At 54.3% G+C, this 26898-nt stretch carries 21 protein-coding genes and 1 tRNA gene; 9 read left to right on the forward strand and 13 right to left on the reverse strand.

Annotated elements, in window-relative coordinates; all coding sequences use genetic code 11:
- Positions 1–2: 2 nt before the first annotated feature.
- The gene (locus tag DV520_RS04165) at positions 3–473 is read right to left on the reverse strand and encodes a TspO/MBR family protein (protein ID WP_021919376.1); all 471 of its coding nucleotides are present in this window, start codon (positions 471–473) and stop codon (positions 3–5) included.
- A gap of 160 nt (positions 474–633) precedes the next feature.
- On the opposite strand from DV520_RS04165, the gene DV520_RS04170 reads away from it, so the two are divergent.
- Positions 634–1467, forward strand: coding sequence for an undecaprenyl-diphosphate phosphatase (locus DV520_RS04170; RefSeq protein WP_117141874.1), 834 nt, complete (start codon positions 634–636; stop codon positions 1465–1467).
- A 102-nt stretch (positions 1468–1569) separates the two neighbouring features.
- Here the strand turns inward: DV520_RS04170 and DV520_RS04175 are convergent, their stop codons facing one another.
- Together DV520_RS04175 and DV520_RS04180 are read right to left on the reverse strand one after the other, a co-directional pair.
- Complete coding sequence (locus DV520_RS04175; RefSeq protein WP_021919374.1) at positions 1570–2601, reverse strand: YeiH family protein; 1032 nt, start codon at positions 2599–2601, stop codon at positions 1570–1572.
- 24 nt (positions 2602–2625) lie between these two features.
- Entirely contained in the window at positions 2626–3225 is a 600-nt protein-coding gene (locus DV520_RS04180) for a Crp/Fnr family transcriptional regulator (RefSeq protein WP_338083301.1), read from the reverse strand.
- A gap of 169 nt (positions 3226–3394) precedes the next feature.
- On the opposite strand from DV520_RS04180, the gene DV520_RS04185 reads away from it, so the two are divergent.
- Both DV520_RS04185 and nifJ read left to right on the forward strand, forming a co-directional pair.
- On the forward strand, positions 3395–4105 hold the full coding sequence (locus tag DV520_RS04185) for an ATP-binding protein (protein ID WP_117141876.1): 711 nt from the start codon (positions 3395–3397) through the stop codon (positions 4103–4105).
- A 341-nt stretch (positions 4106–4446) separates the two neighbouring features.
- Positions 4447–8016: a pyruvate:ferredoxin (flavodoxin) oxidoreductase gene (gene nifJ / locus DV520_RS04190; RefSeq protein ID WP_117141877.1), complete on the forward strand. Its 3570-nt coding sequence runs from the start codon at positions 4447–4449 to the stop codon at positions 8014–8016.
- A 155-nt stretch (positions 8017–8171) separates the two neighbouring features.
- Here the strand turns inward: nifJ and DV520_RS04195 are convergent, their stop codons facing one another.
- The 5 genes from DV520_RS04195 to DV520_RS04215 all read right to left on the reverse strand — a co-directional run bounded on the left by DV520_RS04195 (position 8172) and on the right by DV520_RS04215 (position 13236).
- A complete protein-coding gene (locus tag DV520_RS04195) occupies positions 8172–9710 on the reverse strand; it encodes a glycine betaine ABC transporter substrate-binding protein (protein WP_165850032.1) in 1539 nt (512 codons plus the stop codon).
- Positions 9707–10333: an ABC transporter permease gene (locus tag DV520_RS04200; protein ID WP_021919369.1), complete on the reverse strand. Its 627-nt coding sequence runs from the start codon at positions 10331–10333 to the stop codon at positions 9707–9709. Before DV520_RS04200 ends, DV520_RS04195 begins: the two co-directional genes overlap by 4 nt.
- 4 nt (positions 10334–10337) lie before the next feature.
- Positions 10338–11450 (reverse strand): betaine/proline/choline family ABC transporter ATP-binding protein, encoded by a 1113-nt coding sequence (locus tag DV520_RS04205; protein WP_021919368.1) that lies wholly within the window; start codon positions 11448–11450, stop codon positions 10338–10340.
- A 528-nt stretch (positions 11451–11978) separates the two neighbouring features.
- Positions 11979–12437 (reverse strand): transcriptional regulator NrdR, encoded by a 459-nt coding sequence (nrdR, locus tag DV520_RS04210; RefSeq protein WP_021919367.1) that lies wholly within the window; start codon positions 12435–12437, stop codon positions 11979–11981.
- 208 nt (positions 12438–12645) lie between these two features.
- Positions 12646–13236 (reverse strand): thymidine kinase, encoded by a 591-nt coding sequence (locus tag DV520_RS04215; RefSeq protein ID WP_021919366.1) that lies wholly within the window; start codon positions 13234–13236, stop codon positions 12646–12648.
- 249 nt (positions 13237–13485) lie between these two features.
- Between DV520_RS04215 and DV520_RS04220 the strand changes: the two genes are divergently transcribed.
- Together DV520_RS04220 and DV520_RS04225 are read left to right on the forward strand one after the other, a co-directional pair.
- Positions 13486–14652: a BMP family ABC transporter substrate-binding protein gene (locus DV520_RS04220; RefSeq protein WP_021919365.1), complete on the forward strand. Its 1167-nt coding sequence runs from the start codon at positions 13486–13488 to the stop codon at positions 14650–14652.
- 213 nt (positions 14653–14865) lie between these two features.
- Positions 14866–16077, forward strand: a complete 1212-nt coding sequence (locus tag DV520_RS04225) for a GH25 family lysozyme (RefSeq protein ID WP_242984645.1) — start codon at positions 14866–14868, stop codon at positions 16075–16077.
- Positions 16078–16130: 53 nt separating this feature from the next.
- On the opposite strand, the gene DV520_RS04230 is transcribed toward DV520_RS04225, so the two are convergent.
- Positions 16131–17324: a pyridoxal phosphate-dependent aminotransferase gene (locus DV520_RS04230; RefSeq protein ID WP_021920503.1), complete on the reverse strand. Its 1194-nt coding sequence runs from the start codon at positions 17322–17324 to the stop codon at positions 16131–16133.
- 819 nt (positions 17325–18143) lie between these two features.
- On the opposite strand from DV520_RS04230, the gene DV520_RS12645 reads away from it, so the two are divergent.
- Positions 18144–19652 carry a hypothetical protein gene (locus DV520_RS12645; protein ID WP_277352350.1) on the forward strand — a complete coding sequence of 503 codons (1509 nt, stop codon included), beginning with the start codon at positions 18144–18146 and terminating at the stop codon, positions 19650–19652.
- A complete protein-coding gene (locus DV520_RS12515) occupies positions 19649–20128 on the forward strand; it encodes a hypothetical protein (RefSeq protein ID WP_021920506.1) in 480 nt (159 codons plus the stop codon). Before DV520_RS12645 ends, DV520_RS12515 begins: the two co-directional genes overlap by 4 nt.
- Before the next feature lie 595 nt (positions 20129–20723).
- Here DV520_RS12515 and DV520_RS04255 read toward each other — a convergent pair.
- The 4 genes from DV520_RS04255 to DV520_RS04270 form a co-directional block, all read right to left on the reverse strand.
- On the reverse strand, positions 20724–22106 hold the full coding sequence (locus tag DV520_RS04255; RefSeq protein WP_117141881.1) for an MATE family efflux transporter: 1383 nt from the start codon (positions 22104–22106) through the stop codon (positions 20724–20726).
- Between the two features lie 263 nt (positions 22107–22369).
- Positions 22370–22462, reverse strand: a tRNA-Ser gene (locus DV520_RS04260).
- Positions 22463–22630: 168 nt separating this feature from the next.
- Positions 22631–23575, reverse strand: coding sequence for a cell wall hydrolase (locus tag DV520_RS04265; protein ID WP_165850034.1), 945 nt, complete (start codon positions 23573–23575; stop codon positions 22631–22633).
- 247 nt (positions 23576–23822) lie between these two features.
- Positions 23823–24215, reverse strand: coding sequence for a thioesterase family protein (locus DV520_RS04270; protein ID WP_021920509.1), 393 nt, complete (start codon positions 24213–24215; stop codon positions 23823–23825).
- Between the two features lie 315 nt (positions 24216–24530).
- On the opposite strand from DV520_RS04270, the gene DV520_RS04275 reads away from it, so the two are divergent.
- Both DV520_RS04275 and DV520_RS04280 read left to right on the forward strand, forming a co-directional pair.
- The gene (locus DV520_RS04275; protein WP_117141883.1) at positions 24531–25940 is read left to right on the forward strand and encodes an acetyl-CoA hydrolase/transferase family protein; all 1410 of its coding nucleotides are present in this window, start codon (positions 24531–24533) and stop codon (positions 25938–25940) included.
- A gap of 237 nt (positions 25941–26177) precedes the next feature.
- A complete protein-coding gene (locus DV520_RS04280) occupies positions 26178–26585 on the forward strand; it encodes a hypothetical protein (protein WP_117141884.1) in 408 nt (135 codons plus the stop codon).
- The last annotated feature ends 313 nt before the right edge of the window (positions 26586–26898 follow it).

Here is a 26898-nt window from a genome sequence, read left to right on the forward strand (position 1 = left end):
GGTTATAGGTTGAGAAGGAAAATAGAAAAGTTCAGCACTGCGGCGAATCCGGTCCAGAGCAGATAGGGGATTTGCAGCCGCCCGGCCAGCGGGTCCGCCTTGGAAAACGCGGCGATCATCCAGCCGATGACGCACAGAAGAATGAGGAGCCAAAAGAAGGCCAGCAGATACTGTCCCGCGCCAAAAAACCAGACGGTCCAGAAAAAATTCAGGATGAGCTGGAGCACAAAGGGACGCAGGCGCTGCCCCCGCATGGGGTCCTGGCTGAGCCACACCCGGGCGGCTCCAATCCCCATGAGAACGTAGAGAAGGTTCCAAACAATGGGAAAGAGGAAGGATGGTGGCGTGAAAACCGGTTTTTCCAGCTGTTCATAGACCGGCATCCCGTGATATGTGACAAGGGCCGCCAGGCCGCCCACGGCCAGGGGAAGCAAGAGGAAGAGCAGGTAAGTCAGAACTTTGTTTCGTTTCATTGTTATCACCCATAGATAGTATGCCGGAAACCCAGGGATTTATGAAAGACAGCGCCCTTTTTTGAGCATGGCCTGGACAGGGGAGGAAAAAATTGGTATACTAAGGCCTGCCTTTGCGTAGAAGCCGTATAGAACAACTGAACAGCAAGGAGGATTATACGTGATCGAACATGGCATTGAAGTGCTGAAGGTCATTTTCCTGGGCATTGTGGAGGGGATTACCGAGTGGCTCCCCATCAGCAGCACCGGCCACATGCTTTTGGTGGATGAGTTTTTACAGATGAATGTCAGTGAGGCATTCAAGGATATGTTCTTTGTGGTCATCCAGCTGGGGGCGATCCTGGCGGTGGTGATCCTGTTCTGGGAAAAGATGTGGCCCTTCCAGCGCAAAACACCCACCCAGCCCGCAGTGCGCTGGGACACCATTCAGATGTGGTGTAAGGTGGTGGTGGCCTGTATCCCTGGGGCGGTGGTGACCATCCTGTTTGACGACTATATTGAGGCCCATCTCCACACCCCCACGGTGATTGCAGCGGCACTGATTCTCTATGGTGTTGGATTTATTCTGATTGAGAACTGGAACAAAACCCGAACCCCCAAGGTGCAGACCTTGGCGGAGATCACCTATCGGACCGCCTTTTTGATTGGCCTGTTTCAGGTTTTGTCCATCATTCCGGGCACTTCCCGTTCGGGATCGACCATCATTGGCGCACTTCTTATCGGGGTTTCCCGGGTGGCGGCGGCGGAATTTACCTTCTTTCTGGCTGTACCGGTGATGTTTGGCTTGAGTTTGCTAAAACTGCTGAAGTTTGGTTTGGTGTTCACCACCCCGGAGTTGGTGACTCTGGTGGTAGGCAGCTTGGTGGCTTTCCTGGTCTCTCTGGTGGTCATCAAATTCCTCATGGGGTACATTAAAAAGCACGACTTCAAAGTATTTGGCTGGTATCGCATCGTTTTGGGCGGCGTGGTTTTGGCCTATTTTGCCTTCAAGTAAAAAATGATCCTGCCGTCTCCTGGGCGGCAGGATCATTTTTTATGTTTTCATAGGGACTGTCCACAGCCCAAAGTACAGCAAAGGCACGTATCAAGAATTCTGTTACCAAAGGCCCATAACGTGCTGAATGAGAAGGCTGGTGCCGGTGATGCCAACCCAGCAGCAAGCGCCTAAGGCCAGGGGCGCACCGCCGGTTTTAATGAGCTTGACAATATCGGTGTTCAGTCCGATGGCGGCCATGGCCAGTACGATGAAGAATTTACTCAGTGTCTTAATGGGGGAAAAGACGCTGGCATCCACCCCAAAGTGGACCGCGACGGTGGTCAGAAGGCTGGCCGCGATAAAATAGAGAATGAAAAAGGGGAAGATGGACTTGAGACTGACCCCTTTCCCCTGGCTTTTCTGCCCCTTCCGGGTATAGAGAAAGGCCAGCACCAAGGTGATGGGGATGATGGCCAGGGTGCGGGTGAGCTTCACAGTGACCGCTTTGTCCAGGGTGGCGGTTCCCAATCCCCACATGCTGTCCCAGGTGGCCGCAGCTGCGGTGACAGAGGAGGTGTCGTTGACTGCGGTGCCGGCGAAGATGCCGAAAGCCTCTCCAGAAGTGGTGCTGAAGCCGATGAGGTTGCCCAGGATCGGGAAGAGAATGGCTGCCAAAACGTTGAAGAAGAAAATTACAGAGATGGACTGGGCCACCTCTTCGTCGTCGGCATCAATCACAGGCGCGGTGGCGGCAATGGCGGAGCCGCCGCAGATGGAGGAACCAACCCCCACCAAAGTGGAGATTTTGGAGGGAATCCGGAGGGCCTTGTGCAGCACGAAGGCGATGAGCAGGGAGACGGCAATGGTGCAGACGATGATGGGAAGAGACTGCTTGCCGGTTTTCAGCACCACCGTCAAATCCAGGCCAAATCCCAGAAGCACCACGGCCCATTGCAGCACTTTTTTGGAGGTAAATTTAATGCCGGGCGCCATCCGTCCCTGGTTTTTCAGGGGAATGGCGATCAGCATGCCCAGAAGGATGGCAATGACCGGCCCGCCGACAATGGGAAAGAAGGTGCCCAAAATCCAGGCGGGAACGGCGATGGCCAGGCACAGGGCGATCCCCCGGCTGTTGGTTTTGAAAAATTCCATAACAGGTTCCTTTCTCTCTCTTTTTTAGGAAATGGATTTATGGAGGGTAACATCTCGCCCCTTGCAGTCGAGAACGCCCGCCCGGCGCAGCTTGCTCAGCTCAGCCGACATGGCGCTGCGGTCCACGCCCAGGTAATCTGCCAGGCCCTGCCGGTCGTATGGGAGGCGAAAAGTGGGGCTGCCCGCCCGCCGGGCCTCTTCCATCAGGTAAGCCATGAGCTTCTCCTTGGTGGTCCGCTTGGACAAGAACGACAGCTTCTGCGTCAGCAAAAGATTCTTGGCCGCGACCACATGCAGCAGGTTGGACAGCAGGCGCTGATGAAAGGCACAGGCGTCGCTGCACGTGCGGATGACACGCTGACAGTCCAGCAGCAGAAGGGTGCTGTCCTGGGCAGCCTCCACACTGACCGGCAGAGACGCCACACCGGCGCAGGCAAAAGCCTCCCCAAAAAGCTGAGGAGGCTGGAACGTAGAGACAATGCTGCGGTTGCCATAGTAGTCTTCCTGAATGACATGGACAGCGCCGGACAGCACCAAACCGACCCAGCGTGCCGGGTCTCCGGCACGGAAAATCATTTGGTGCTTTTTGACCTGCATGTGGCGGGTTCCCAGACAGGGGAGCATCTGGGATAACTCTTGGGGAGAGATCCCCTGAAAAAGCGGGCATTGGCGCAAAAGCGCGAAATATTGTTCCATAGAATCTCCTATTGTGTTGGATTTCCAACATACGATTCCCGCTTATCCTACTAAACTATGAGAGAAAAGTCAAGGACATTGTAGGAGGTTTCGTGAAATGGTAAGAAAGATCATCAAGATCGAGGAGGCGGCCTGCAACGGCTGCGGGATTTGCGCTGCGGCCTGCCATGAAGGCGCCATTGAAATGAGAGAAGGGAAGGCAAGGCTGGTACGGGAGGATTTCTGTGACGGTTTGGGGGATTGCCTGCCTGGGTGTCCCACCGGCGCGATCTCCTTTGAAGTACGAGAGGCACCGGAGTACAATGCGGCGGCGGTGGCTCAGGCCAAGGCTCCCACTGTCCCTGCGCCGCTGCCTTGCGGCTGTCCCGGCAGCCAGCCCCGCACCATAGGCGGAAAAGAGGGGATGTCTTCTGCTTTTCCGGCGCAGGGGGAGAGCTGCTTGGGACAGTGGCCAGTCCAGATCAAGCTGGTGCCGGTTCGGGCGCCGTATTTCTCCGACGCCCATCTTCTCATAGCCGCAGACTGTACGGCCTATGCCTATGGAAATTTCCACCAGGAGTTTATGAAAAATCGTATTACCCTGATTGGCTGTCCGAAGTTGGATGAGGGGGATTACCGGGAAAAACTCACGCAGATTTTGTTGGCCAATGGGATCAAAAGTCTGACCGTTGCCCGGATGGAGGTTCCCTGCTGCGGCGGAATGGAGCGCGCAGCCAAGGCCGCGCTGCTGGACAGTGGGAAAGACCTTCCCTGGCGGGTGGTCACTTTCTCTGGGGACGGACGGATTTTGGAGGAACAAAACCGCTGACGTTTTTCGACGGCGTGCCGGATAAGGCACGCCGTTTGTTTTGACAGGATAGACAAATATCCACAGATGTAGTACAAAGATTGACAATTCGCATGTGGTTTATTTGCACAAAGAACTACTTTAGCTCTCGTTTTCTTTTTGCTCTCCCAGCAGGATAGAAGGATTCCAGGGGTTTTCCTGCAGGAAGTTTGGATAGAACTTTCATTTACAAAAGGAGCCCTTCAATGGTAGGATTAGATTGTCAGAAGAATACAGTGGGCCGTTTTTACGGCTTACCTCTGAATATCAGGAAAAATCCAGCAAAGGGTCTCCCGTTTGCGTTGGGACAAGGAGGAGTCAACGTGGCAAGAAAGCGCAAGACAATGGATGGCAATACTGCGGCGGCCCATGTGGCATATGCCTTTACGGAAGTCGCGGCAATCTATCCCATTACCCCATCCTCTGTGATGGCAGAGCTGTCGGATAAATGGTCTGCCGAGGGGCGGAAGAATATGTTCGGCCAGCCAGTAAAGGTCTCCGTCATGCAGTCGGAGGGAGGCGCTGCCGGCGCGGTCCACGGCTCCCTGACCGCCGGGGCACTGACCACCACGTTCACCGCTTCCCAGGGCCTTTTGCTGATGATCCCCAATATGTACAAGATTGCCGGCAGCCTGCTGCCTGGGGTGACCCATGTTTCCGCCCGGGCGCTGGCGACCCATGCGCTGTCGATCTTTGGCGACCACAGTGACGTGATGTCCTGCCGTTCCACGGGATATGCCATGCTGTGCAGCGCCAATCCCCAGGAAGTCATGGACCTGGGCGCTGTGGCCCACCTGGCCGCCATCGGCGGGAGGGTTCCCTTCCTCCATTTCTTTGACGGATTCCGGACCTCTCATGAGATCAAGAAGGTAGAGGTGTGGGACTACGATGAGCTCAAGTCCATGGTGGACATGGATGCGCTGCATGCCTTCCGGGCACGGGCATTGAACCCGGAGCACCCGGTATTGCGGGGCTCGGCCCAAAATCCGGATATCTTCTTCCAGGTCAATGAGACCCGCAACCAGTATTATGATGCTCTCCCCGCTGTGGTGGAAGAGTATATGGGGAAGGTCAACCAGCGCCTGGGGACCAACTACCAGCTGTTTAATTACTATGGCGCCCCTGACGCGGAGACCGTGATGGTTGCCATGGGGTCGGTCTGCGACGCGGCGGAAGAAGTGGTGGACTATATGAACGCCAAGGGGGAAAAGGTTGGCCTGGTGAAGGTGCGCCTCTATCGCCCCTTTGCCACGGACCGCTTTGTGGCGGCCCTGCCTGCCACAGCGAAAAATATCGTGGTCATGGACCGCTGCAAGGAGCCCTCTTCCATTGGAGAGCCGCTGTACCTGGATGTGGTGGCGGCGCTGGCGGGCACCCCCTTCGCGGAAGCGAAGATTGTGGGCGGCCGGTATGGCTTGGGCTCCAAGGACACTACGCCGGGCGGAATCCTGTCTGCGTTCCGCAATGGGCAGAGCGACCAGCCGGTGCGGAGCTTTACCATCAACATCAACGACGATGTGACCCACCGCTCTCTCCCCATTCTGGAGGAGCCCGATGTGGCCGATGAGGGGACCATTGCCTGCAAGTTTTGGGGGCTGGGCGGCGACGGCACCGTTGGCGCCAACAAGAACTCCATTAAAATCATCGGCGACAACACCGATATGCAGGTGCAGGCGTACTTCCAGTATGACTCCAAGAAGTCTGGCGGTGTGACCATCAGCCATCTGCGGTTCGGAAAGAATCAGATCAAGGCGTCCTACTATGTCACCAAGGCGGACTTTGTCGCCTGTCATCTGGCCTCTTATATCGAAAAGTTTGACATTGTACAGGATATTAAGCCGGGGGGCACTTTCCTGCTCAACTGTCCCTGGAACTTGCAGGAACTGGAGGAGCATCTCCCGGCGGCGGCCAAACGCTACCTGGCCCAGAACCATATCCGGGTGTACACCTGTGACGCCACCCACAAAGCCATTGAGTTGGGCATGGGCAACCGGTCCAACACCATTCTTCAGGCCGCATTCTTTAAGCTGGCCAAGGTGATTCCGGTGGAGGAAGCGGTACAGCACATGAAGGACGCCATTGTGAAGAGCTACGGCCACAAGGGAATGGACGTCATCATGCGCAACTACAACGCGGTGGATGCCGGTGTCGAGGGTGTCCAGGAAATCCTGATCCCCAGCGGCTGGGCGGAGGCGCAGGAGGAACCCACGGAGCTTTCCGTGAAGACCGAGCGGGCGGAACTGGCGCAGTACGTGAAGGATATTATGATCCCTGCCAATGCCATGCGGGGAGACGCCATCCCGGTCTCCAAACTGATGCCTGGAGCGGATGGTACCCTTCCCCAGGGGACAGCGGCGTTTGAGAAGCGCGGGATTGCGGTAAAGGTTCCGGCCTGGAACCCCAACAACTGCATCCAATGTAATATTTGTTCCTATGTCTGCCCCCATGCCTGTATCCGTCCCATTGTCATGGACGCGGATGAAGTGGTGTCCGCCCCCAAGGGGACCAAGATGCGGGATATGCGCGGGAAGGGCTGTGAGATCTATGCCTATTCCATGACGGTGTCGGTGCTGGACTGCACAGGCTGTGGCTCTTGCGTGGAGGCCTGCCCGGCCAAAACCAAGGCTCTGACCATGGAGCCTTTGAGCGCCCAGCTGGATGAGCAGACCGTGTTTGACTATGGAATGGAGCAGGTGAGCCAGAAAGAACTTCCCTTTGCCAAGGAGACCGTGAAGGGCAGTCAGTTCCAGCAGCCCCTCTTTGAGTTCTCCGGGGCTTGTGCCGGGTGCGGTGAGACACCCTATGTCAAGCTGGTGACACAGCTTTTTGGTGACCGGATGTACATTGCCAACGCCACTGGCTGCTCCTCCATTTGGGGTGGCAGCGCCCCCTCCACGCCCTATACGGTCAATAAGGAGGGGAGAGGACCGGCTTGGGAAAACTCTCTCTTTGAAGACGGTGCGGAGTTTGGCTATGGCATGAACCTGGCGGTGAACGCCCGGCAGACCGCTGCGGCGGATCTGGCTCGGTCCCTTGCCCAGAAGGAGGACACCCCCGCCGCTGTGACCCTGTGTGCCCAGAAATGGCTGAACCACCGGAGGGAAACCGAAGGCTCTCGGACCACGGGGCAGGCACTGGCCGCCGCGCTGGCAAAAGCCATTTCGGCCGGCACGGGGAACCAGGAGGAATTGCAGGCCCTGTACAACATGCGGGACATGTTTGGCCAAAAGTCGGTCTGGGCCTTTGGCGGCGACGGTTGGGCCTATGACATCGGCTATGGCGGGGTTGACCATGTGTTGGCCTCGGGAGAGAATATCAATATTCTGGTCCTGGATACTGAGGTCTACTCCAATACCGGCGGCCAGGCATCCAAGGCGACCAATACCGGCGCGGTGGCACAGTTTGCCGCAGCGGGTAAGGCGGTCCAAAAGAAGGATTTGGCGGCCATCGCCATGCAGTATGGCAATGTCTATGTGGCCCAGGTGGCCATGGGCGCGGATTACAGCCAGACCCTGCGGGCGCTGTTGGAGGCCGAGTCCTATCCTGGTACCTCTATCATCATCGCCTATGCACCCTGTATCAGCCACGGCATTAAGATTGGCATGAACAACACCATGCTGGAAATGAAGGCCGCCGTACAAGCTGGCTACTGGCATTTGTTCCGCTATGATCCCCGCCGGAAGGAGAAGGGGAGAAACCCCTTCCAGCTGGATTCTCCGGCACCCATTATGGACTACCAGGAGTTCCTCACCGGAGAGGTCCGTTATTCCTCCCTTCAGCTCACCTTCCCGGAACGGGCCACAGAGCTCTTTGCCCGGGCGGAGAAGGAGGCGCAGGAGAAATATGCGCGTCTGGTAGAGCTGAGCAAGCCTTGGGAGGCCAAGGACGCCTAAGTCCTGACTGGAAACGTATTCACATCCTAAAAATAAAAATCCAGGGAGACCGGCAGTGTTCTGTAAAGGACCTGCCGGTTTTCCTGTCCACCACCGAGGAAGTGGCGGGAAGAGAAAAAGAACAGAGTGGACTGGAATGTCCACTCTGTTTTCTTTCACGGTGCCAACAGACCCTGTTCTATCAAAAATTCTCGTGCCACGTCGTCAACAGAGCGCTGCTCTACATCGACTTCGTATGTCATACTGCTCATGAGATCGTTGGTGAACAGCCCGTTCAAGGAGGAGAGGGTTTCCTCCAAATCGGGGGCTTCCTCCCGGAACCGCTCAAATAGATCGTTGCGGGCCAAGATAGTGCCGTAATACTCTGGGAAAAACTGTTTGTCGTCCTCCAGAATTTTCAGATTGGCCCGCTTGTTCAGGCCGTCTGTTGCGTAAACCACCATGACCTCATAAGAGCCTTCTTCGATGGCCTTGTATTTCAGCATGATGTCCACGTGCAGAACCTCTTTGAAGTTCAGATCATAGAATTCAACGAAGGGACCAAACTTCATGCTGCCTGCATCTGTGAAAAAGTCCTGCTCCGCGCCAAAGCGCAGGGAACCGGCCACGGGCTGCAGATCGCTGATGGTTTTCAGGTTGTACTGTTCCGCCACTTGGCTTGTCACACCAATGGCATAGGTGTTGTTGACCCCGATTTTTCCCAACATACGGCAGTCGTACTCTTCCTGAACCGTTTGGTTGACAAAATCGTAGAGGGTCATGCCGTCGGGAATGTCCGTGGTGTCCAACCCCAGAATGGTGGTGAGGATCGTGCCATCCCAGTTGTACATCAAGTCACAGCTGTGATCGTCACCGATGAGCGCCTGGAAGTTGTTCTTCGAGGTCATTTGGTCCTTGATGGTCACTTCTAGGCCATAGCGGTCCTCCATGAGCTGCTGGATCATGCTGTTGATGAGTTGGACTTCCGAGAATTCTCCCTGATAGAGGACAATGCCGTTTTCATCTTGGGGAATGAAGCTCCAGGCGCCCACCGCGATCACACAGACGGCCAATCCAGCGGCCCCCAGACGTTTGACCATACGGAAGCGGTGAGAGGTGGAACCGGCGGTGTGGTGATTCATCCGGTGCTCTATGAGACCCATTAAGGTGTCAAGCACCAAGGCCATGAGCATCAGCACGCCAGTGCCGCCAAGGATGGCTGCCATGTCATCCTGCCGGATGCCGGTGTTGATGACGCTCCCCAGGCCGCCGCCGCCCACGAAGGCGGCAAAGACGGCGGTTCCCACCGCGTTGACTGCCGCGATTCGGATTCCCGTGAAGAGGATGGGGGTGGCAAGGGGCATTTCCACCCGGAGCAGACGCTGCATCCGGGACATGCCCATGCCTTTCCCTGCTTCCACCAGGTAGTCGGGAACTTGGTTCAGGCCGAGGCAGGTATTTCGTACAATGGGCAGCAGGGAGTATAAGGCCAGACCGATGATGACGGTCGGTTTGCCCGCCCCCAGAAAGACCATGATGATGCCCAGCAGGGCCAATGCAGGGGTAGTCTGGAGCAGGTCCACCACCCGCAGGATAATTTTGCGGGCGGAGGGATAAAAGTAGGAGAGAATTCCCAGAGGGACGCCGACCACGATGGCACACAGCAAGGCGGCGACAACGATCGAGATGTGGTCTAAAATCATGATACCGGTCATAGCTCGTCCGCCTCCTTTCGCATTCCCTTGGGTACCACTTTGCGCTGAAGCGCGTCGATGAGAGAGCCCAAGATGAAGGCCAGCAGTGCTGCGGGAATGGCGCCCATCAGGATGAGTCCGTTGTCATTGGCGCTGATTCCAGTGTAAATGAACGTGCCCAAACCACCCTGCCCGATCATTGCAGCCAGGACAGTCCAGCTGACCGTGTAAATGGTGGACATTCGCAGACCGCCGATGATGGTAGGCAGCGCCAGGGGAATTTCAATCTTATACAGGCGCTGATAGGGGGTCATGCCGCAGCCCCGGGCCGCTTCAATATACTGCGGGTCCACAGAGACCAGCCCTGCATAGGTGTTTTTCAGGATAGGGAACATCGCGTAGATGGACAGCGCGATGAGCACTGTGGCCGGCTGCATGCCCAGCCAGATGAACAGAAGCCCCACAAAGACAATGCCGGGGATGGTATTGAACACCGAGAGCACCGGCAGCACAAATTTGGACAGCTTGGGCCTACGGGAGAGCAGAATGCCCAACACCACGCCCAGGATCAGACCGAACAGCACGGAAACCAAGGTGAAGGCGAGGTGGGTCAAAATGGCCTGGGGAAGATCATGGTAACTCATTGGTTCACCCCCACAGCTGTTCCGCCATTGCCGAAGCCATGCTGGTCTTGGTGACGATTCCGGCGACCGTCTGGTCGGGGTTCAGGACCACCAGATAGGAGCTTCCGCTCTCAATCAGCTGATCGAAGCAGGCCCGGGCGTTGTCCTCTGTCTGCACTGTGGGCATGTTGCAGCGGATTAAGGGACCGATGGAATCCACCACATGCCCGGTCAGACGGATATCGGTGATGGACACGGTTCCCAGATACTTTTTGAGAGAGTCCACCACAATCAAGGTGTCCACGTTGTGCCGCTGCATTTTGCTGATGCATTCGTTGATGCCCCGGGTCTGCTCCACTGTATAGACGCCGGTGCGCATGAACTCCTTGACCTTCAGGTCTGCGGCGGACTGCTCCGGCATGTGCTTGCCCAGGAAGTCATGGATCAGACCGGTGGCCGGATGGGACAGCATCTCTTCCGGGGAAGCCATCTGCTCAATTTTGCCGTGGTTCATGAAAATAATGAGATCAGCAAGGTCAAGGGCTTCCTCCATGTCGTGGGTGACAAAGACGATGGTTTTGTTCAGCTTTTGCTGCAGGGATTTCATTTCCTGCTGGAGGGTGCGCCGGGTCATGGGGTCCAGCGCGCTGAAGGGCTCATCCATGAGAACAATGGGAGGGGAAGCGGCCAGGGCACGCAGGATTCCCACACGCTGCTGCTGTCCGCCGGACATTTCTGAGGGATACTTGTGGGCATACTGTTCATAAGGCATGTCCACCATGGCCAGCATGTCCCGGACGATCTGCTCGCACCGTTCCTTGGGATATTTCAAGAGTTTGGGAACCACGCAGATGTTTTGGGCCACCGTCATGTTGGGGAACAGGCCGATCTGCTGGATCACGTAGCCGATGCGGCGGCGCAGGGTTACCTTATCCTGCTTTGCGATGTCTTCTCCATCTATGTAGATGTGACCGGCGTTTGGCTGAATGAGACGGTTGATCATTTTGAGGGTGGTGGTTTTCCCACAGCCAGATGGCCCGATCAGGACGACAAATTTACCGTCTGGGATCTCAAAACTCAAGTCAAAGATCACCTGCTGGTTGCCATAGGACAGAGAAATGTGTTCAAATTTAACCAATGAGATACACTCCTTTCTTTGCGGGGTTTCTGCTGCGGCGGAGAGGAGACGGAAACCATGCCGGCATCGGGTCCCTCTGAAAAAAGCCGCGGTACGGATTGCGTCGATTTTTCAAAATGGATTTTTATGATTCGTATCTTGGAATACAGGGGGGTCAAAAGGAAAACAGAAATGATTTTATTTTCTGCTTTCTGTGGAAATCTCAACCCAATATACGAAACGTAATATCTTCTTTATACCTGCCTTATACTCCTATATTATAAAGGAAAACGGACAAAACATCAATAGAGAAAAGCATTCGTAATTCTTAACATTCTGTTGCATGCTGTCTAATCGAAAGCAAGGGCGCCGGCAGGGCCAAAGAAATGATACAATGAGGAATCAAATTTGTCATCGGTACACATTGTATAAAAAATGAATTCCACAGGATAGGATACCATAAAATGGTCCCCTGCCGGGAAGCAGATTCCGCAGCAGGGGGATGGGGGAGAGATATCCACTTTTGCTGACTCGGAAGGGGCTGGAGCCTTATTTTTTGTTGTCCAGAAGTTTGTTGAGCTCATCCATAAAGGTGTTGATGTCTTTGAACTGCCGGTAGACAGAGGCAAAGCGAACATAGGCCACCTCGTCCAAGTCTTTCAGCTTTTCCATGACCAATTCACCGATCTGTTTGCTGCTCACTTCACCGCCCAGTTCATTTTGAAGCTCTTTTTCAATGTCGTCAGCGGCCTTTTCCAGCAGGGAGAGAGAGACAGACCGTTTTTCGCAGGCCTTGAGCATACTGGTCATCAGCTTGCTGCGATCAAATGCCTGACGAATGCCGTTCTTTTTGATTACGATCATGGGGAGAACTTCGATGGTTTCGTAGGTGGTAAACCGATTGTGGCATTTGAGGCATTCCCGCCGGCGGCGGATGCTGGTACCGTCGTTGGCGGGACGGGAGTCTACAACCTTGCTGTCGAGGGTGGCACAGAACGGGCATTTCATAGAGCAGAGACCTCCTGAAATTTTCTACGGTATTGGGTGTCAAACGATAGATTATATTTACATTATACCATAAAAATCATAAGATTGTCAGCTTTTTTCAATAAAATTCGAAAACAGCATCCAGATAGGGCCAGGAAATGGAGGGAAGATTTCCGAGAAAAGAAGGCAGGGCAAGAGAAAACAGCGCACCCAGTCAGGGTGCGCTGTCTCAATTCAGATTGCTTTTTTGCTGGGCCTGGATCTTCTTGCGCCAACACCGGTGGCACATAGCGACATAGCTGTCATTGCCCCCCAAAAACACCTGACTGCCTGTGGTGAGAATGGTCCCGCTGGCATCCAGACGGGCATTGACGGTGGCCTTGGAGCCGCAGGCGCACACGGTCTTGATCTCTGTAATGGAATCGGCCAACTCCATCAGACGGCGGGAGCCAGGAAAAAGATGGGTAAGAAAATCTGTGCGCAGACCAAAACAGAGGACAGGAAGATCCGCTTCGTCTACAATCTGACGCAGTTGGTCAATCTGCTCGGGGGTGAAGAACTGTGCCTCGTCCGCGATGATAACGTCATAGTGTTCTCCCGCCTGATAGCGGTCATATAGATTGTCCTCCGGGAAAATGACATCGGCCTCCCGAAAGAGCCCCACACGGCTTTTGACGATAGAGGCGCCGTCCCGGTCGTCAATGCTGGGTTTGATCAGCCAAACGCGCATGCCCAATTCTTCGTAGTTAAACTGTGTGATCAGCGCCTGTGCGGATTTTGAGCTGCCCATGGCACCATACTTAAAATAAAGTTTTGCCACTGTTGTTCCCGCCTTTTCCTGGAAGATTCTTACCAAAACATGATAGCATATTCCCGGGCACAATGCAATTTTTGTCTGGCGGCCTTTGAACAGGGAAACAACAGATTGTCAATTTTGTCAAAAAGGGAGGGAGTTTCATTTGCACTCTTGATTGCTGGATATATCAATGTTATAATCCCATTAAAGGGTTGTAAAAAAATACCCTGTACACACCCGAACCAATCCATTGAAACGGAGGAAATGAAAAGGATGAAAAAGATTCTTGCACTTCTCTTGGCCTCGGTGATGGTCCTGGGACTGGCCGCCTGCGGCGGGGACAATACCCCGGCAGAAGACACAGACGCCGGCACCAAGGAGCCCGCTACCACCACCGAGACATCGGCCAATGACATCCCCGACTCCATGACGTCTGAGGACGGCAAGTATGAGCTGGCCTTTGTCACTGACGTGGGCCAGCTGAAGGACAAGTCCTTCAACGAGGGCACCTGGAACGGCGTGAAGCTGTATGCCAGCAAGAATGACATGTCTTACAAGTACTATCAGCCTGCCAACGGCGACCAGGCCACCGACGATGACCGTTATGAGGCCATGAAGGCCGCTGTGGATGGCGGCGCCACGGTGGTGGTTTGCGCCGGCTTCCTGCAGGAAGCTGCCCTGAAGCAGGCCGCCATTGACTATCCTGACACCAAGTTTATCTTTGTGGACGGATATCCCATCAATGGAGACGACAATCAGCCTCTGGCCAACGTGGCTGGCATTGCTTTTAAGGAAGAGCAGTCCGGCTACTTTGCCGGCTATGCCGCTGTGATGGAAGGCTACACCAAGCTGGGCTTCTCCGGCGGTGGCGGCGGCACCAATCCCGCCTGCTGCCGGTATGGTTATGGCTTTGTGCAGGGCGCCAACGCCGCTGCGGCGGAGAAGGACGTCCAGGTGGAGATGAATTATTCTTGGGAGTACGGCTCCAGCTTCTCTGCCTCTCCTGAGCTGCAGACCATGGCCAATGGCTGGTATCAGAGCGGCACGGAAGTGATCTTTGCCTGCGGCGGTTCCATGTTCCAGTCCATCACGGCGGCGGCTTCCGCCAACGATGGTGCCGTGATCGGTGTTGACGTGGACCAGTCCACCCAGTCTGATACGGTTGTGACCTCCGCCATGAAGGAACTGTCTGACGCGGTGGAATGGTCTCTGGCTAAGGTTTATGACGATACCTTCTCCGAAATCGGCGGCGTTGCCACTTCTCTGGGTGTGGAAGAGGACGCCGTGGGCCTGCCCACCGATTCCTGGAGCCTGACCAACTATACTGTGGAGCAGTATGAGGAAATGTATCAGAAGGTCAAGGATGGTACCCTGGCTGTGGATGCGGACTACAACAATCTGGAGCAGGAGTATTCCAACCTGACCCTGAAGATCAGCTGAGTTTAGATAAAATCAAGTTTTCATGCAAAGTGGGGAAAGACATTGTCTTTCCCCACTTTTTTGCGGGAGGAAATGCACGTATCTTACAAGGGGAAATGCTTTTCCCCGTCTTTTTCCCAGGAAACCGGGTTCAGGGTTTTGCCTTGTTTCATCACAAACGCCCCCCCAATGACATACACTGGGGCAAATACAGAGAAAGCTATGGTGAATGTGATGAAATGGATAAAGCGATGGTGCTTCCTGCTGGCTCTCTCCCTGCTGGTCCTGCCGGTGCGTGCACAGGCGGCGGTTTACGAAGGGTTGGATGTGAGTGTTTGGCAGGGAGAAATTGACTTTTCCCAGGTGAAGGCGGCCGGGAAAGAGATGGTCTATATCCGAGCGGGATATGGTCTGTCAGAGGACAGCCGATTCCGGGAGAATGCGGAAGGTGCCCGGCGGGCGGGGATGAAGGTGGGCTTTTACTTCTTTGTCACCGCTACCAATCAGACCCAGGCCCGGGCGCAAGCGGTTTATTTTTCGGAACTGATTCAGGAATATCCCTATGACTGCCGGCCAGCGGTGGACTTTGAACAATACGGCACACTGTCCAAGGGAGAACTCAACGGGATTGCCTTGGCATTTGCGGAGACGCTGGAGGAGAGAACGGGAAAAACGCCGGCTTTTTATACCAATGCGTCCAGTGCCGCAGAGATCTGGGAACCGGCGCTGACGCGGTATCCCCTCTGGATTGCGGATTATGGGCCCAAGGAACCGACCTCCCTTGGCTACTGGACACAGTGGGCGGGCTTTCAGTATGAGGACAATGGCCGGGTGCCCGGAATTGCGGGCGCGGTGGACCTGGATCGGTTTACTGAGGGTATGCTGCTGGAGCAGGGCGCAGAGATGCCCTTTTTGGATGTGCGTCCTCAGGACTGGTATGCAAAGGGGGTTACAGAGCTGTTTGAGAGGGGACTGCTGCAGGGGATTACGCCGGACCGGTTTGGACCGGACCGTCCCGCCCAGCGGGCTGCGGTGGTGACCATGTTATACCGACTGGCAGGGGAGCCGCCAGGCTCTGGTCCCACTGGTTTTTCCGATGTTCCCCTTGACGCTTGGTATGGGAAGGCCGTTCGATGGGCTGAAGGGATTGGGATTGCCCGGGGAGCGGCCCCGGGAGAGTTTCTCCCCGCCCGAGGTGTAAGCCGGCAGGCGTTGGCGGTGTTTCTCTACCGCTATGGGGAGTACAGCGGAAGGGATGTAGAGAAGAGAGATAACCTGCAGGGCTATGCGGATCGATCTCAAGTAGCACCTTGGGCAGAGGAAGCAGTTCAATGGGCTGTCGCGGAGGGAATCCTGCGGGGAACCGGACGGGAAACACTGGCCCCACAGGCGACGGCGGACCGGGCCCAAATGGCGGTGATGGTTCAGCGTTTTTTGGAGAAATGAAAGAACGCCCTGTGATCACAGATCACAGGGCGTTGTGTTTTGGAAGGGAATGATTACTTCTTCTCGTTATATGCTTTGATGCCCAGGGCCAGCAGGTCCATGGCGCGCTCCAGATCAGCCTGCTTCAGCACATAAGCAATGCGGATCTCGTTTTTGCCCTTGCCGGGGGTGCCATAGAAGGGTTCGCCGGGGGCAAACATGACAGTGTCGCCGTTGTCTTCAAACTCTTCCAGCAGCCACTGCTGGAATTTGTCGGCGTCATCCACAGGCAGTGCGGCCATCAGATAGAAAGCCCCCTTGGGACACTCACAGACCACGCCGGGGATTTCAGCCAGCTTAGCCACCACAGTGTCACGGCGGCGCTTATACTCCTCACGAACGGCGGCGAAATACTCCGGGCCGACATTGTACAGCGCGGCGGAAGCAATCTGATCCAGGGTCGCCACAGACAGGCGGGCCTGACAGTACTTCATGGCCTCAGACAGCAGTTCGTGGTTGCGGCTGAGGATGGCACCCACCCGGGCACCACAGGCGGAGAACCGTTTGGAGACGGTATCGATGACGATAACATTCTCCGCAGCATCGGCGTACTCCCCGAAGGACTGCAGGGGCTCGCCGGCATAGACAAATTCACGGTACGCCTCGTCGCCAATGATGAACAGGTTGTGCTCCTTGGCAATGTCGCACATGAGGCGCTGCTCTTCGGGGGTCAGCACAACGCCGGTGGGGTTGCCGGGGTTGGTGCAGACAATGGCGCGGGTGTGCTCATTGATCTGCGCCTCGATTTTAGCCCGGTCAGCGTAGCGGTATCCCTCCTCGGGGGAGGTGGGGATGGGGTGGATGCTGGCGCCGGTGGTATTGACCATGGTGGCGTAGTTGGGATAGAAGGGCTCAGGAATCAGAACCTCGTCTCCGTCATCCAGAATGCACTGGAAAACGATAGAAAGGGCCTCGGAGCCGCCGGTGGTGATGAGAATTTCATCCTTTTCAAAGTGCATGTTCAGGTTGTCATAATACTTCTGAACAGCGTCGATCAGCTCGGGCACACCAGGGGAGGGAGCGTATTCCAGAACAGACTGGCTGAAATTCCGCACGGCCTCAAAAAACTGAGGAGGGGTCTCCACGTCGGGCTGGCCAATGTTCAGATGATAGATCTTACGGCCTTTGGCTTCCGCCGCCACTGCATAGGGATGGAACTTCCGCATCGGGGACAGACCGCATTTTTTGACTTTGCTGGAAAACTTCATGTCCTTACCTCCGTTTATATCCTATTCGCGTCTGCGTACAGGGCAAACATTCGACACTATTGTACGTCCTGATTGAGAGAATGTCAATCTTTATGGCGGGATTTCTCTCGACATTCCAGAGGAGCGGAGAAAAACGAGTCCGACTTGTTTTGGGGAAAAACTTTGAGAAAATGGAGGGAACAGGGTGTTCCCTGTCACAGATTGACAGGCCATGGCATAAAATGCGAAAAGGTACGGTGATCAAAAGGAGTGAGTCTCGTGCGTTCGATTTGGCTGCGAAGATTGAATAATCTTTTGTGTGTAAAAAGCATTGTGACCATTGTTTTAACCGTTGTGTTTGCTCGCCTTTCTCTGGCAGAGCGAATTTCCAACCAGGATTTTTTGACCGTTTTTTCTGTGATTGTGGCATTCTATTTTGGAATCCAGAATGAGAAACAGGAGGAACTGCCAGAGAAGGAGGCAGAAAAATTGTCTGCCCAAAAGTGATAGTGGCATTGGGAAAAGGGGTGTTTTGGATGTATGGTTATGGGAATTTCTCTCAGTGGTGCATCCCAGCGAGGTATCCAGACTGGCAGGGACCGGCAGGACCTCAAGGGGTCCCAGGAGTCCCTGGCCCTACTGGTCCTGTGGGGCCCAGAGGAGAGAAAGGAGAGCGAGGAATCCCAGGCGAAACTGGACCCTCCGGACAGCAAGGATTCCCAGGGGAGAGAGGTCCCGCAGGTCCCCGGGGAGAGCCCGGGCCCGCAGGCCCTATGGGCGCGATGCCTACTGTGGAAATTGGAAGGGTTATCACCGGAGAGACCGCCCAGGTAACAGCCTGTGAAACGGAGACAGGCGTTGCGCTGGATTTCATTATTCCGGCAGGTTCCCAAGGTGCGGCCGGACGGACAGGTGCCAAAGGAGATACAGGAGAGCGGGGGCCCCAGGGGGAAAAGGGAGAGCCTGGCCCTACGGGGCCGCAAGGCATTCAAGGGGAGGCCGGTGCACAAGGGGAGATGGGCCCGACCGGCCCTCGGGGAGAAAAGGGAGAACCTGGTGCGCAGGGGCTTCAGGGAGAAGTTGGTCCCACGGGTCCGCAAGGCATCCAAGGAGAGGTCGGCTTACAAGGGGAGATGGGCCCGACCGGCCCCCGGGGAGAAAAGGGAGAACCTGGTGCGCAGGGGCTTCAGGGAGAAGTTGGTCCCACGGGTCCGCAAGGCATCCAAGGAGAGGCCGGCTTACAAGGAGAGATGGGTCCGACCGGCCCCCGGGGAGAAAAGGGAGAGCCTGGTGCACAGGGGCTCCAGGGAGAAATTGGTCCCACGGGTCCGCAAGGTATCCAAGGAGAGGTCGGCTTACAAGGGGAGATGGGCCCGACCGGCCCCCGGGGAGAAAAGGGAGAGCCTGGTGCACAGGGGCTCCAGGGAGAAATTGGTCCCACGGGTCCGCAAGGCATCCAAGGAGAGGTCGGCTTACAAGGAGAGATGGGCCCGACCGGCCCCCGGGGAGAAAAGGGAGAGCCTGGTGTACAGGGGCTTCAGGGAGAAGTTGGTCCCACGGGTCCGCAAGGCATCCAAGGAGAGGCCGGCTTACAAGGGGAGATGGGTCCGACCGGCCCCCGGGGAGAAAAGGGAGAGCCTGGTGTGCAGGGGCTTCAGGGAGAAGTTGGTCCCACGGGTCCGCAAGGCATCCAAGGAGAGGCCGGCTTACAAGGGGAGATGGGCCCGACCGGCCCTCGGGGAGAAAAGGGAGAACCTGGTGTGCAGGGGCTTCAGGGAGAAGTTGGTCCCACGGGTCCGCAAGGCATCCAAGGAGAGGCCGGCTTGCAAGGGGAGATGGGCCCGACCGGCCCCCGGGGAGAAAAGGGAGAGCCTGGTGTGCAAGGGCTTCAGGGAGAACCCGGTCCCACGGGTCCGCAAGGTATCCAAGGGGAGGCCGGCTTACAAGGGGAGATGGGTCCGACCGGCCCCCGGGGAGAAAAGGGAGAGCCTGGTGTGCAAGGGCTTCAGGGAGAACCCGGTCCCACGGGTCCGCAAGGTATCCAAGGGGAGGCCGGCTTACAAGGGGAGATGGGTCCGACCGGCCCTCGGGGAGAAAAGGGAGAGCCTGGTGCACAGGGGCTCCAGGGAGAAGTTGGTCCCACGGGTCCGCAAGGCATCCAAGGGGAGGCCGGCTTACAAGGGGAGATGGGCCCGACTGGCCCCCGGGGAGAAAAGGGAGAACCTGGCCCTACGGGCCCCCAAGGAACCCAGGGTCAGGCAGGGCCAGTGGGAGCACAAGGGGAGACAGGACCGCAGGGGCTTGCCGGGGAAACACCGAAAATTGCGGTGGAAGAGGACACCCCCGTGAGCTATAAGGTGAGTTTCAAGACATCGGAGCAAAGCTTTATCAGTCCGAACCTAAAATCGAACATCAAATATTACAATCTGGATCTTTCTAAGGCAGGCAGCATGGTCAATATTCCAATTGAAAATTTGGTGCTGACCTACCAAAATGTCTCTACGTCTGCCCTGCGGATTGGTATTCAGGCCTTGAGTACCAGTGTTCCTGTTTTGGCAGATATCCGGCGGGCCAGCATTTACAACTCAGGTGCGGTGGAGGCCCAGAGCAACAACAACGCGACCATTACAACGAGATTGGTTTTGGATGACATTGTTTACAGCAATTCTGAGGAAACCCATTGGATGCGTATCCGTCAGCGTGATCCAGACAGCCAGCTCTGGTCTATGTGTGAGGTCCGAACCTTTGCTTCCCAAGGAGGGGCGAGAACGTCGATTTGTGTAGAATGGCTCTACATGCAGGCAAGCTTTGTGGCGCCGTCCTGAAAGAGTGCCTTGATTCTAAACAGAATCAAGGCACTCTTTCCAGCTTTAGCAACAGACAATTATGGGAACTGGGGGACGAGAGCACGGTCTGCTGATCCGGGCGGTTCTGTCTGGGGTGGTAGGAGTGCTGTTTGGAATGCTTTCCTATTTTGCGGCGGCGCAGATTATGTTAGGACTGTTGGAGGGGAGGCCTGGTGATACATTTTATTTGGGGTGGTGCGCTTCGGCACATTTGAGCTTTCTGCTCCGTGCCACGCTGTATTCCTTGGTAGTGTCCCAGCCTCATAAAGCGACCTTTACAATATTAAAGCGGATGCTGCAAAAGGCCATGGAGGTGCTGACACGGGAGAAAACTGTGCCGATGATTGTCCGCCAGCTGAAAACCGTCTGCAATGCGGATCAAATCCTGGTTTTGGACCGGAGAAAGATTGTCCAGGGAGGGACCCATGACACGTTGGTAACCCAGAGGGGTATTTACCGTAATTTTGTGATCGAGCGAACAGTCTCTGATTGCTGGATCCTTCGAGAAAGTGAAATGGACAGGGAACAGGGCCGACAAATGAAACAATGCACGCATTTTTGCGTGCATCATTTTTCATGTATTCTCTGTTTCAGGGGAGTTGCTCTCTTCCTCTCTTTGGCATAACTGCTTCATAAGACGAAAATACAACAGCACGGCTACCAGGGCAGCCAGTGTCTCAGCCACCGGAAAAGTTGCCCAAACACCATTTAAGCCCCAGAAACGAGAGAAAACAAGGGCCAGCGGAGGGATGATGATAAGCTGGCGGATACAGGAGACAGCAAGGGAACGCAGACCTTTCCCCAAAGCCTCAAAGCACCCCGCCAGAACGGTCCCCAGCGTGGAGACCAGAAAGCCGAGACTGGTGATGCGTAGCATGGGAACCCCTACGGCGATGAGAGCGCGGTCCGCATCAAACAGGCCCATGATCTGCGTGGGAAGAAGCCAGGCTAACAAGGTCCCTGCCGCCATGATGACGGCGGTGAGAATTAAACTCCATCGAATAATGTGGCGCATGCGGTCCTGGCGGCCTGCACCATAGTTGTAGCTTATTAGAGGGCGCATGCCTTGAATCAGACCGTTGGCCGGCATGTAGACAAAGGTTTGCAGTTTGAAATATAGACCGAACGCAGCAACCGCCAGGGCATGGAGCTCCACCAACAGCGCGTTCAAAATGCCAACCAGCAGGCTGGGCATGGCGGTCATCAGACCGGATGGCACACCAACGGCGTAAATTCGTTTGGCGATGCTGCGGTCAGGGCGCATGTCCGGAAGGGTGATGTGGATGCCGGGGTTGGTCCGGAAAAAGTAGAGTACGGCCAAGCTGCAGGCTGTCATCTGCCCGGCCACCGTGGCGACTGCGGCACCGGTGACACCCAGGGCAGGCAGCCCCAATAAACCAAAAATTAGAATGGGGTCCAGGACGATATTGACAATGGCGCCAACCCCTTGCAGGATCATAGGCACAAACATGTTTCCTACTGCCTGAAAAAGCTTTTCAATGTAAATGTGATATAAGCTGCCGAAAGACAGGCAGATTACGATGCGGGTGTAACTGCTGCTCATGCGGAGGATCTCGGGGTCATTGGTGAACATCCCCAGGAACGGTTCGCTGCCAAGCAGCCCAATGAGCAAAAAGATCACAGCGTGAATGGTGGTAAAGACCATCCCCATAGAGGCGGCACGGTCCACGTTGCGCTGATTTCCTTCTCCCAGGTTGCGGGCAATGTATGCATTGGCACCCACTCCAAATCCTACAGCCACGGCCAGTACCATATTTTGCAGAGGGTATGCCAGGGAAACGGCGGTTAAAGCGTCGTTGCTCACCCGCGCAACAAAAATGCTGTCTACCACATTGTATAGTGACTGGATCAGCATGGAGGTGATGGCTGGCAGTGACATGCTGACCAACAGGGGAAGAACCGGCCGGGTTCCCATGGGATGCTCTGTATGTTTCAATGTAATCGCCTCTTTCCTGTCCAAAAAAGTAGGGCCATATATTTGCCTGTTTATCAATCAGAAACAGGAAAATATATAGCCCTGCAATAAAAATTACGCGGTGCGTTTTGGAGCAAATAAGTATTCTATTGCATCTCACGATACCATAGGATTTGCTGCCTTGTCAAGGTTGTCGAGGTAGTTTAGAGAGCGGGGGAGGGGAATTTATGGTGATCCATTGACAGATAAAAAAACCTTGATCTGAAAGATCAAGGTTTTTCTTCTGGCGGAGAAGGAGGGATTCGAACCCTCGAGACCCTTTTGGGGCCTACACGATTTCCAATCGTGCGCGCTCGACCAAACTACGCGACTTCTCCGTGTTTGCTCTGTTACTATGACTTGCTTTGAAATTTTGCCGTGGGGGACGCAACAATAGGTATTATAACAGCTTTGGAAGAGAAGTCAAGAGAAAAATGCAAAAATTTTGGAAAAAATTTAGGCTGAGTGAACCGGCTCGGACTGCAAGGTCCGAGCCGGTGGAAAGATTAGAGATAGAAATTATGTCCGCCGATGGTGCAGGAGTAAGTACGGCTTTGATCCGCCCAGGAATACATGCTGGTTACATTAAAGTACAGGCACCCATCGGCTTCCCGCACACCGTCCAGGCAGAGCTTGGCAGCGATCACGCTTTTCTCATCAGGGGTGCGGTAGATAGTGCCGTTGGCCACGGGAGAAAATTGCCCTGGTGCAAAAATGACTTCCTGAATTGTGTCGGGGAAAGCCTCATCCGCGACGCGGTTCAGGATTACGGTTCCCACGGCAATCCTCCCTTTCATCGGCTGGTTTCCAGACTCAGAGTAGATAGCGCGGGAGAGCCAGTAGAGGTCTTCTTCTACGTAAGTGTTAGCGGTGGCCACCGGCCCGACCCGGCGAATCGAAAGGGTTCCTGTTGCGGGCTCTTTCACCACGGAACAGCCCAAGGCGTTGGCCAGTGATTCTGCGGGGAGCAACAGATCATTCTCTTGGGCCATAACCAAGGATGGTACATAAAAATACCGGTCATTGACCATAAAATAGGCTTCTTCTGCGATGGCTTCCAGAGAGAGGCCGTTGCCTGATGCAGTGAGCCGTCCATTTTTCAGGGTGACCGAGACGTTTGGGAAAAGTGCCTGGAGGACTGGCGTGATGGAAAGATAGGTTGTGCCGTCCGCAGTGATTGTGGCGGTTCGGGCGGCGATCCAGGTCCCGTTGACGGTAATATCCGGTGTAGTACGAAGCAATGTGGCCACAGTGTCTGTGGCGACGGGATCAATGACATCGAGGTAATCAACCGATGAGGTTTCCAATGTGCTTGTGAAAAGATAACCTGATTGTGTGGAAGCCAACGTACTTGTTCCGGAATAGGACTTGTTGTCTGCGGCGATTGCGTGAAAGCAGAACGCCAACAAGAGCACGAATAGAATGATCGCGCTGGGCAAGTGATTTTTCATCGTCATGCTACTCCTGTTTCCGAATATTCATAGTTGTTACCACATTGTAATTTATTTGTAAGAAAAAATCAAGATTTTTTTCATAAAAAAGAGAGAATACCCAGGGAAAATAAGGAAAAAGAAAGGCCGGAGTCAAAAGATGCCACAATATAATGTGGAATCTGATTCCGACCTTCCATATCTGGTTTTTCTGGGAAGAAGGATTCTACGGAGAACGTGAGTATTCACCGCTGAATATGCAAATCCATTATTTGGGATTCCTTTTCTTCTGCGCTTTTGTGAGGAAACGATCATTTTGAACGATCACACGTTCGTGGATACCTTCCCCCACGAGACCTTGGGAATCTTGTGCGGTTACGCGGAAAACCAATCGTCTGCCGTCTACTTCTGTCAGTTCCGCACGGCAAGTGACCTCTACACCAATGGGTGTGGCGCTCAGATGCTTTACATTCATCCAAGTACCTACGGTTCCTTCCTCTGGAGAGAGGGAAGGAGCCACTGCGGTCCAGGCGGCCTGTTCCATGCGGGCAATCATAACGGGAGTAGCCAAAACGTCCAGTGTCCCGCTGCCGACGGTTTTGGCGGTCAGTGTCTCTGTGACAGGGAAAGTGAGCTCCAAAGCGGTTCCAGGGGTTAACATATCGTGCCTCCTTGCTGGCCTGATTTAACAATCGAATTGATAGGTTGAATGAGTAAAGAAAACGAGGCCATTGCCTCTGTTTCGGGTCTATTGTAGCAGAAAAATGGAGAAAAGAAAAGAGAAACGCAGCTAAACAAAAGAAATAATTTGATATTCCGGAAAACTGTGTCAAAACGAACAAAATCAAAGGAGCAATTTTGTTCAAAGTATCGCACAATGACTGTCTTGACTTTTTATATAAGGTGGGTTAGCATAAAGGAGTAAACTTGTGCGTAGCACAGACTGGTACATATTAAAGACAGGAGGACACATCCAATGTTTGAACATCATGAAAACTATGATCGTTACATTCCTGATGTCATGCTGAAGAAGCATAAGAAGCATGAAGAGTATTTGAATGACGTCTATGCCGGCATGTCTCATGAGGAAATCTACAAGAGCAAGCTGGGCACGGTGGAAGACGCGCTGGCCATTATCGAGAGCGGCGATTGCATTGTCAACTCCATCCATGGCTGCGAACCCCGTCTCTTCTATCGCAATCTGCACCGCATTGCCGACCGCATTGATCCCAACAACCCTGTTGAGCTGTGGTCCTGTGTGCACCGCTGGGGACCTGAGTATGAAGTCCATACCAATCCTGAGCTGAAGGATAAGTTCCATCATCAGACTTTCTTCTATGATGGCAACTTCCGGAAGATTCATCCCTCCGGCATGAGCACCTATTTCCCTGTCAACCTGCATAACTATGGCCAGGAACTGCATCGCTGCAAGCGCCCGAATGTGGTAGTGATTGGTGTTTCTACCATGGACGAGCATGGCTATTGCTGTGTGTCCTGTGACCTGCAGTGGGAAATGGAGTCTTTGTATTCCGCAGATAAAATCATCTTTGAGGTCAACCCCAAGATTCCCCACCTGCCCGGTGAGTGTGCTGTACCCGTGGCAATGGCTGACGTGATCATTGAGTCTGATCTGGACCTGTATGAGCTGCAGGATCCCCCCATCGGCGAGGCTGAAAAGACCGTTGCCCAGTACGCTGCTGAGATGGTTCACGATGGTGACTGCATTCAGCTTGGCTTTGGTGGCATCCCTAATGCCATCGGGTTTGAACTGATGGATCGTCACGACCTGGGCATCCACACTGAGCAGATTGGTGCTTCCATGGCACACATGCTCCAGAAGGGTGTTGTCACCAACCGGTATAAAAACCTGGACAAGGGCTGGTCTGTCGGTACCTTCATCATTGCGGACAACTTTACCTATGAATATCTGAACAACCATCCCCGTGTCCTGATGCGCCGTGGTCGTTACACCAATGACCCGATGATTATTGCACAGCAGGATAACATGGTGTCCATCAATGCTGCCCTGCAGATTGACCTGACTGGTCAGGTGGCAGCAGAGGCCATTGCCAACATTCAGTGGTCTGGAACCGGTGGTGCCACGGACTATGCCTATGGTGCTTATCACTCCAAGGGTGGCCGTGCAATGCTGTGCCAGATTTCTACTGCGAAGAAGGGAACTGTTTCCAGAATCGCTCCCATCCTGGACCCCGGTTCTATTGTTTCTGTTTCCCGGAACCTGACCGATATGGTGGTGACGGAGTATGGTGTGGCAAAGCTGCGTGCCCGTACTGTGAAGCAGCGTGTAGAGAACCTGATTGCTGTTGCACACCCCGACTTCCGCGCGGAACTGCGGAAAGAAGCCAACAAGTATATGTATTTCTAATTCTTTCCAAAGATTTGGCTGAATTTAAGAGACCGCCGCACGATTGTGCGGCGGTTTCTTTTTGCAATGTGTCGGAAAGAAAATACAGTGTAATCTTTTTGTAAACAAATTGAGAAACCCATTGACAAACAATAGGAATACTTTATCTTAATATAAAGTAAGCTGTCTTGGTTGCTGGTCTTTCGAAAAGACAGGAAACCAGAAGAACGGCCAGATCCGAAGCAAAGAGGCGAAGAAATGATGAGAACCATGTTTGACCGACTGTTCGCTGGAAGAAATGGAATCGATCAATTGAATATTGCTCTTTTTGTGCTGGCAATCCTCTGCTGGATAGGCTCTCTGTTTGCACCAACCAGGGGACTGGCCAATCTGCTTCATTGGGCTTGCCTTTTGGCAGCTGCTTTTTGCTGTGTTCGTGCGTTTTCCCAGAACTTGGGACGCAGGCAGCAGGAAAACCAGAAATTTCTGGCTATGACCCGTGGATTTCGCATAGGGCGAAACTGGCGAGCAAAAATGGAGCAGAAGCGGCAATATAAGGTTTTTAAGTGCCCATCCTGCGGAGTAAAACTTCGGGTGCCAAGAGGAAAAGGGAAGATCAAGGTAACCTGTCGGCAATGTGGCGCCAGCTTTGAGGAGAGAAGCTGAGAGAGTTTACTGAGGGCGGTTGGGAAAGACAGTGTTCCAGACTGTCTTAAAAAGAAGAAAAAAGTTTGAGAAAAACCCTTGACAATGGAGGAAAGAAATGCTATTATGTCAAAGCTGTCGCAAGACACAGGTTGAAAAGTTGGAGAAAAAGAAGAAAAAAGTTCTTGACAACAACTTGGATTTGTGCTAAAATACAAATCGCCCTGTAAGAGCGGTGTGCACCTTGTAAATTAAACAACGTAAGTAAGAAACACGAAGCACCAAAACGGACAAGTAAAAGTTGTCCATGAAGCTTAAAGCTTTGTGGGGCAAC

Origin of the sequence: Evtepia gabavorous (genome assembly GCF_003425665.1) — a bacterium.
Taxonomy (GTDB): domain Bacteria; phylum Bacillota; class Clostridia; order Oscillospirales; family Oscillospiraceae; genus Evtepia; species Evtepia gabavorous.

Excerpts from the sequence above, each read along its gene's own strand:
- DV520_RS04165 (WP_021919376.1), bottom strand. The coding sequence starts at position 473 with ATGAAACGAAACAAAGTTCTGACTTACCTGCTCTTCCTCTTGCTTCCC.
- DV520_RS04175 (WP_021919374.1), bottom strand. The coding sequence starts at position 2,601 with ATGGAATTTTTCAAAACCAACAGCCGGGGGATCGCCCTGTGCCTGGCC.
- DV520_RS04180 (WP_338083301.1), bottom strand. The coding sequence starts at position 3,225 with ATGCTCCCCTGTCTGGGAACCCGCCACATGCAGGTCAAAAAGCACCAA.
- DV520_RS04185 (WP_117141876.1), top strand. The coding sequence starts at position 3,395 with ATGGTAAGAAAGATCATCAAGATCGAGGAGGCGGCCTGCAACGGCTGC.
- DV520_RS04195 (WP_165850032.1), bottom strand. The coding sequence starts at position 9,710 with ATGACCGGTATCATGATTTTAGACCACATCTCGATCGTTGTCGCCGCC.
- DV520_RS04200 (WP_021919369.1), bottom strand. The coding sequence starts at position 10,333 with ATGAGTTACCATGATCTTCCCCAGGCCATTTTGACCCACCTCGCCTTC.
- nrdR (WP_021919367.1), bottom strand. The coding sequence starts at position 12,437 with ATGAAATGCCCGTTCTGTGCCACCCTCGACAGCAAGGTTGTAGACTCC.
- DV520_RS04220 (WP_021919365.1), top strand. The coding sequence starts at position 13,486 with ATGAAAAAGATTCTTGCACTTCTCTTGGCCTCGGTGATGGTCCTGGGA.
- DV520_RS04225 (WP_242984645.1), top strand. The coding sequence starts at position 14,866 with ATGAAATGGATAAAGCGATGGTGCTTCCTGCTGGCTCTCTCCCTGCTG.
- DV520_RS04230 (WP_021920503.1), bottom strand. The coding sequence starts at position 17,324 with ATGAAGTTTTCCAGCAAAGTCAAAAAATGCGGTCTGTCCCCGATGCGG.
- DV520_RS04265 (WP_165850034.1), bottom strand. The coding sequence starts at position 23,575 with ATGAAAAATCACTTGCCCAGCGCGATCATTCTATTCGTGCTCTTGTTG.
- DV520_RS04270 (WP_021920509.1), bottom strand. The coding sequence starts at position 24,215 with ATGTTAACCCCTGGAACCGCTTTGGAGCTCACTTTCCCTGTCACAGAG.
- DV520_RS04275 (WP_117141883.1), top strand. The coding sequence starts at position 24,531 with ATGTTTGAACATCATGAAAACTATGATCGTTACATTCCTGATGTCATG.
- DV520_RS04280 (WP_117141884.1), top strand. The coding sequence starts at position 26,178 with ATGATGAGAACCATGTTTGACCGACTGTTCGCTGGAAGAAATGGAATC.